This window comes from Photorhabdus khanii NC19, from assembly GCF_000517265.1.
Classification (GTDB): domain Bacteria; phylum Pseudomonadota; class Gammaproteobacteria; order Enterobacterales; family Enterobacteriaceae; genus Photorhabdus; species Photorhabdus khanii.
Genome location: NZ_AYSJ01000004.1, coordinates 467,137 through 472,808 on the forward strand (window position 1 = coordinate 467,137; position 5,672 = coordinate 472,808).

Consider the following 5,672-nt stretch of genomic DNA (forward strand, 5'->3'; position numbering starts at 1 on the left):
TGGCTGGATGCTCTATTTACCAATAGAAATAGATCCGATTTTAGTCCCAATGGCAGAAGAAATAATACCTGTTTCTGATAAAAATGACAAAAAAGGCTCATTGATTATCACAACAAAAGATATCTTTAACATAGAAAACCAGAAGCATATTAATAAAGCCAATGATATTGAAATCTGCTTGCGGGATCTACAAATATTACCTCTGATAACAGAGATATAACTATGGCAAGCAAAGCAGTGATCCGATTAAACGATCTAACCGATCATGGTGGTAAAGTCATTACCGCCATTGATAATTGCGTGTATCAAGGCGTACCTGTTGCCGCTAAAGGTGATTTAGTCAGCTGTCCTAAATGCAAAGGGGTTTTTCCTATTGTGGAAGGCAGTAATGACTTAAAGCATCAGGGAAAACCTATTGCATTGGAAGGTATGCAAACAGCCTGTGGCGCAAAACTAATTGCCAGTCAGAAAGATTTTCTCGCTTAATGAGACGACAATCATTTTGGCTTATTTAGGGCAACACTGACGCGCTGCGCTTGTCTTCTCCATTTTACCGGGCTAATACATTCATCCAGTAAAACGGAGAGCCGAGAAAAATACCGTGATTATTTGCGGGTTGTGAATAATTTATTGGAAAGGAGAAATTGATATGCCATTACCACTTCTTGCACCAGCAGCTTCCGCTCTTTTAGCTGCTGCTGAATGGACACTGGCTGCTTGTGCAACGGGATTAGCCACCGTTGGTGTGATGGAAAGCACCAAAGATAGAGAAGGCGAACAAGACAAGGCAAAAGCGGATACACAAACAATTGCTTCGTCCCGTACCGAATGTGAGAAATGTCCGGCTATTGGGAACGTTACGATGGTTTGGGAAAAGACCACATCGTATTCAGAAATAACCATTGCCTACCAATCAAAAATTGCCGGTACGATATATAACCCTAAATTAAACATAATTGAAACTTGGTTATGCATGAATACAAATTTTGATGGCTGGAAACCTGCACAATGCTTATTTCTTGAGGCTAAGGCTAAGTATGACCAGTTTTTTAAAAATGGAGAGCCTAAGAATTTCTATAAGGATGTAAAATTAAAAGGAGATATGTCTGGGCATGACAGTATGATTTATCAGGCTAAAAAACAAAATTTAGTATATATAAATTTAAACAATGTACCGAAATCACATTGGCACTTTTTGCAACCTGTATCTTATGCGTATTTCTCTAGAGCATTTACTAAATTTAATAACATTAAAGTATTTAATACTGTGATTTGATAGTTGTTTAATTATATTAATTTTGCGTAAAAAGGTAAAGATATGACAACAATATACCCAAGAATAGAACTATTTCACGATATAAAAGAGAGCATAACACCTAAGGTGGCATTAAGTGATTTATATCCAGTGGTGCAACAAGTAAATAAATTATCAAATAAGCAAAGTGGTTGGCATTTACCTGAGAATTCTTTGGAAGAGAGATTGTTGTACCGAGCATTTGATGAAAATGGACCTACTGAGTACGCATTAAAACATTTTGAAGCAACTTTTGATGAAGAGTCTAAACTTATCGTTAAATCTTTATCAGATGGAAATGATGAAGACAATAATAGTATTTCATATACAAGCGAAGATGAAACTCATAATAATCCTATCCGGCTAGGAAAAACCAATATATCAATTAACATTAGTCTTAAAAAAGAAGATGTTAACTTTGAGAAATTCATAGTATTCATTAAAAATTTAATATCTAATTGTAAATCTCCATTTGTTTTAGTAGATACAAGAGGATATTCGCTAAAACAAAAACAAGTTTTTCCAGATAGAGTTTATTCTGGTTGGATGCTCTATTTACCAATAGAAATAGACCCAACTTTAGTCACAATGGCAGAAGAAATAATACCTGTTTCTGATAAAAATGATAAAAAAGGCTCATTGATTATTACGACAAAAGATATTTTTGACATAGAAAACCAAGAACATATCAATAAAGCCAATGATATTGAAATCTGCTTGCGGGATCTACAAATATTACCATTGATGACAGAGTTATAAATATGACAGACAGAGCCGTGATCCGTTTAAACGACCTAACCGATCATGGTGGTAAAGTCATTACCGCCATTGATAATTGCGTGTATCAAGGCGTACCTGTTGCCGCTAAAGGTAATTTAGTAAACTGCCCTAAGTGCAAATGTGAAAAATGTCCGGCTATTGGAAAAATTACGATGGTTTGGGAAAAGACCACATCATATTCAGAAATAACCATTGCCTACCAAACAAAAATTGCCGGGGCGATATACAACCCTGAATTAAACATAATTGAAACTTGGTTATGCATGGATACAAATTTTGATGGTTGGAAACCTGCACAATGCTTATTTCTCTATGCTAAAGCCAAATATGATCAATTTTTCAAAGATGGAAAGCCTAATGACTTTTATAACAATATAAAATTAGAGGGAAAAATGTCTGGACATGACAGTATGATTAATCAGGCCAGGAGACAGAATTTAGTGTGCGAGACATTAAATAATACTCCAAAATCCCATTGGCACTTTCTAGAACCAATATCTTATGAATACTTTCTTACGGCATTTGCTATGTTTCCTAACACTATGGTATTTAACACTAAACTTTAATCATTCTCACAAAAAGGAGAGTTAAAAATGTCAATGATCTTTTCAAGAATAAAATTATTTCATGATTCAAATGAGGCTTTAACTCCTGAAAATGCATTACTTGATTTATATCAAATTACATGCAAAATAAATAAGTTAACAACTAGAAAAAGTGGTTGGTATTTGCCTGGTTATTCTCAAGAAGAAAGATTAAAAAATAATGCATTTGATGAAAATGGACCTACTAAATACGCTATAGAGGATTTTAAAGAAACTTATGATGAAAACTCTGGATTTATTGTGAAATCATTATCTGATGGAGTCGATGAGAACAACAACAGTATTATATATATGGGTGAAGATAAAACCCATGTTAATCCTGTTAGATTAGGTAAAACTAATATATCTATAAGCATCAATTTAGACAAAGATAAATTTAATTTTCAAGATATTATTGAGCTTTTAAAAAATTCAATATCGGTTCGAAACTCTCCATTTATTTTAGTAGACACAAGAGGTTACTCGTTAAAACAAAAACAAGTTTTTCCAGATAGAGTTTATTCTGGCTGGATGCTCTATTTACCAATAGAAATAGATCCGACTTTAGTCCCAATGGCAGAAGAAATAATATCTATTTCTGATAAAAATGATAAAAAAGGCTCATTGATTATTACGACAAAAGATATCTTTGACATAGAAAACCAGGAGCATATTAATAAAGCCAATGATATTGAAATCTGCTTGCGGGATCTACAAATATTACCGCTGATAACAGAGATATAACTATGGCAAGCAAAGCAGTTATCCGATTAAACGACCTAACCGATCATGGTGGTAAAGTCATTACCGCCATTGATAATTGCGTGTATCAAGGCGTACCTGTTGCCGCTAAAGGTGATTTAGTAAACTGTCCTAAGTGCAAATGTGAAAAATATCCGGCAATTGGGAACATTACGATGATTTGGGAAAAAACCACATCGTATTCAGAAATAACCATTGCCCACCAAACAAAAATTGCCGGGACGATATACAACTCTGGATTAAACATAATTGAAACTTGGTTATGTATGGATACAAATTTTGATGGCTGGAAACCTGCACAATGCTTATTTCTTGAGGCTAAAGCTAAGTATGACCAATTTTTCAAAAATGGAATACCTATGGATTGGTGGAAAATAAGTAAAAGCGGGGATAGATCCATGACAACTCAAGTAGAAAAGCAGCAAGAAGTATGCATTACATTAAATGGAATCCCAAATTCTCACTGGCATTTTATGCAACCTATAAGCTATGCCTATTATTTAGAAAAATTTTCTATTTATCCCAATATTAAAGTATTTCATACTATTTAACATTTAAGTAAGGGTGAAAATAAATGACTACGTTATCATTAAATATGAAATTATATACAGATTGGAAAGAACCATTAACTCCAACAATAGTTCTTACCGATTTATATAAAATTACACAACAAGTAGATATATTTTTTGGACGCCATAAAACTTGGTATTTACCAGGAAATACTCGTCAAGAATCTTTACAACATATTGCTTTTGATCAGCAAGGAGCAACAAAAGAAGCAATAAAAGAGTTTGAAGAAGATTATACAGAAGAAAATCCTATAGTTATTAAAGGGATTTGGGATGGTGAAGATGATGACTATTCATGTTCAATTTGTTATATGAATTATCGTCGAGATCGGTTAGGACAAACCCAAATAGATTTTCATATATCTATTGAAGAAAATGAATTTCAGCTATCACGATTAATCAACTTTATTAATTTTCTGATTTCTACTCATACTGCACCTTACATTATGGTAGAAAACAATGCATATAGAATAAAAAGAAAACACGTTTTCCCAGATCGTTTAAGTGCTGGCTGGATGCTCTGTTTACCAATAGAAATAGACCCAACTTTAGTCCCAATTGCGGAAGAAATAATATCTGTTTCTGATAAAAATCATAAAAAAGGCTCATTGATTATCACAACAAAAGATATCTTTGACATAGAAAACCAGGAGCATATTAATAAAGCCAATGATATTGAAATCTGCTTGCGGGATCTACAAATATTACCGCTGATAACAGAGATATAACTATGGCAAGCAAAGCAGTTATCCGATTAAATGACCTAACCGATCATGGTGGTAAAGTCATTACCGCCATTGATAATTGCGTGTATCAAAGCGTACCTGTTGCCGCTAAAGGTGATTTAGTAAGCAGTCCTAAATGCAAAGGGGTTTTCCCTATTGTGGAAGGCAGTAATGACTTAAAGCATCAGGGAAAACCTGTCACATTAGAAGGTATGCACACGGCATATGGTGCAAAACTTATTGCCAGTCAGAAAGACAAAATAGGGTATGCATGAGATTGAATAATATTCCAAAGTCTCATTGGCATTTTTTGCAGCCTATATCTTATGAATATTTTTCTGAAATGTTTGTTCCTTTTACTAACATTAAAAAATTTCATACGCCAATGAGTTGAGCAAAAGCCTATAACTATTGTTGAAAATTTCAAACAGGATTGATGATTATGAGTTTAATACATCCAAAAATAAAATTGTTTCATGACCTTAATGAGCCAATAACACCTGAATTGGCATTAAAGGATGCATATCAGATAATGCAAAAAATAAATAACATTAGTAATAACCCAAGTTATTGGCATTTACCAGGATATAATTTAGAGGAAATAGAGGAAAATAATGTATTTACTGATACTGGCTTTACTGAATATGCTATAAGCCAGCTTACAGAAAATTATGATAAAGATGCAAAATATCTTATAGCTACTTTATTTGATATCCCAGGTGACATTGAACTTAAAAATAGAATTTTTTATCAAAGTAGTGATGTAACTTATAATAATAGACTAGGAAAAACCAATATATCTATTGATCTTAACTTGGTAAAAGAAAAATTGAAAATTCAAACTATTATAGAGTTTGTTAAAGCTTTAGCATCTACTCGTAATTCTCCAGTCATTATGACTGAAACACGCGGATATAGATTGAAAAAAAAGCAAGTATTTCCAGACCGAATAAGTGCA

9 protein-coding genes and 1 pseudogene are annotated in these 5,672 nt (G+C 33.2%); all 10 read left to right on the forward strand.

The window, feature by feature from the left end; all coding sequences use genetic code 11:
• Positions 1 to 220, forward strand: a pseudogene (locus PTE_RS26370) (Imm52 family immunity protein); the annotation flags it as partial.
• A gap of 2 nt (positions 221 to 222) precedes the next feature.
• Positions 223 to 486, forward strand: a complete 264-nt coding sequence (locus PTE_RS06535; RefSeq protein WP_036844134.1) for a PAAR domain-containing protein — start codon at positions 223 to 225, stop codon at positions 484 to 486.
• Between the two features lie 163 nt (positions 487 to 649).
• Positions 650 to 1,276 (forward strand): restriction endonuclease fold toxin 5 domain-containing protein, encoded by a 627-nt coding sequence (locus PTE_RS06540; RefSeq protein ID WP_036844135.1) that lies wholly within the window; start codon positions 650 to 652, stop codon positions 1,274 to 1,276.
• Positions 1,277 to 1,318: 42 nt separating this feature from the next.
• Positions 1,319 to 2,053 carry an immunity 52 family protein gene (locus PTE_RS06545; protein WP_036844136.1) on the forward strand — a complete coding sequence of 245 codons (735 nt, stop codon included), beginning with the start codon at positions 1,319 to 1,321 and terminating at the stop codon, positions 2,051 to 2,053.
• Between the two features lie 2 nt (positions 2,054 to 2,055).
• Positions 2,056 to 2,640, forward strand: a complete 585-nt coding sequence (locus tag PTE_RS06550) for a Tox-REase-5 domain-containing protein (RefSeq protein WP_071992948.1) — start codon at positions 2,056 to 2,058, stop codon at positions 2,638 to 2,640.
• A gap of 27 nt (positions 2,641 to 2,667) precedes the next feature.
• Positions 2,668 to 3,402: an immunity 52 family protein gene (locus PTE_RS06555; protein WP_036844137.1), complete on the forward strand. Its 735-nt coding sequence runs from the start codon at positions 2,668 to 2,670 to the stop codon at positions 3,400 to 3,402.
• 2 nt (positions 3,403 to 3,404) lie between these two features.
• Positions 3,405 to 3,971 carry a Tox-REase-5 domain-containing protein gene (locus PTE_RS06560; RefSeq protein WP_071992949.1) on the forward strand — a complete coding sequence of 189 codons (567 nt, stop codon included), beginning with the start codon at positions 3,405 to 3,407 and terminating at the stop codon, positions 3,969 to 3,971.
• A gap of 23 nt (positions 3,972 to 3,994) precedes the next feature.
• Positions 3,995 to 4,717, forward strand: coding sequence for an immunity 52 family protein (locus PTE_RS06565; protein WP_036844138.1), 723 nt, complete (start codon positions 3,995 to 3,997; stop codon positions 4,715 to 4,717).
• 2 nt (positions 4,718 to 4,719) lie between these two features.
• On the forward strand, positions 4,720 to 4,989 hold the full coding sequence (locus PTE_RS06570; protein ID WP_036844139.1) for a PAAR domain-containing protein: 270 nt from the start codon (positions 4,720 to 4,722) through the stop codon (positions 4,987 to 4,989).
• A 167-nt stretch (positions 4,990 to 5,156) separates the two neighbouring features.
• Positions 5,157 to 5,672 (forward strand): hypothetical protein (locus tag PTE_RS06575; protein ID WP_036844140.1); only part of this gene is annotated, 516 nt, incomplete at its 3' end.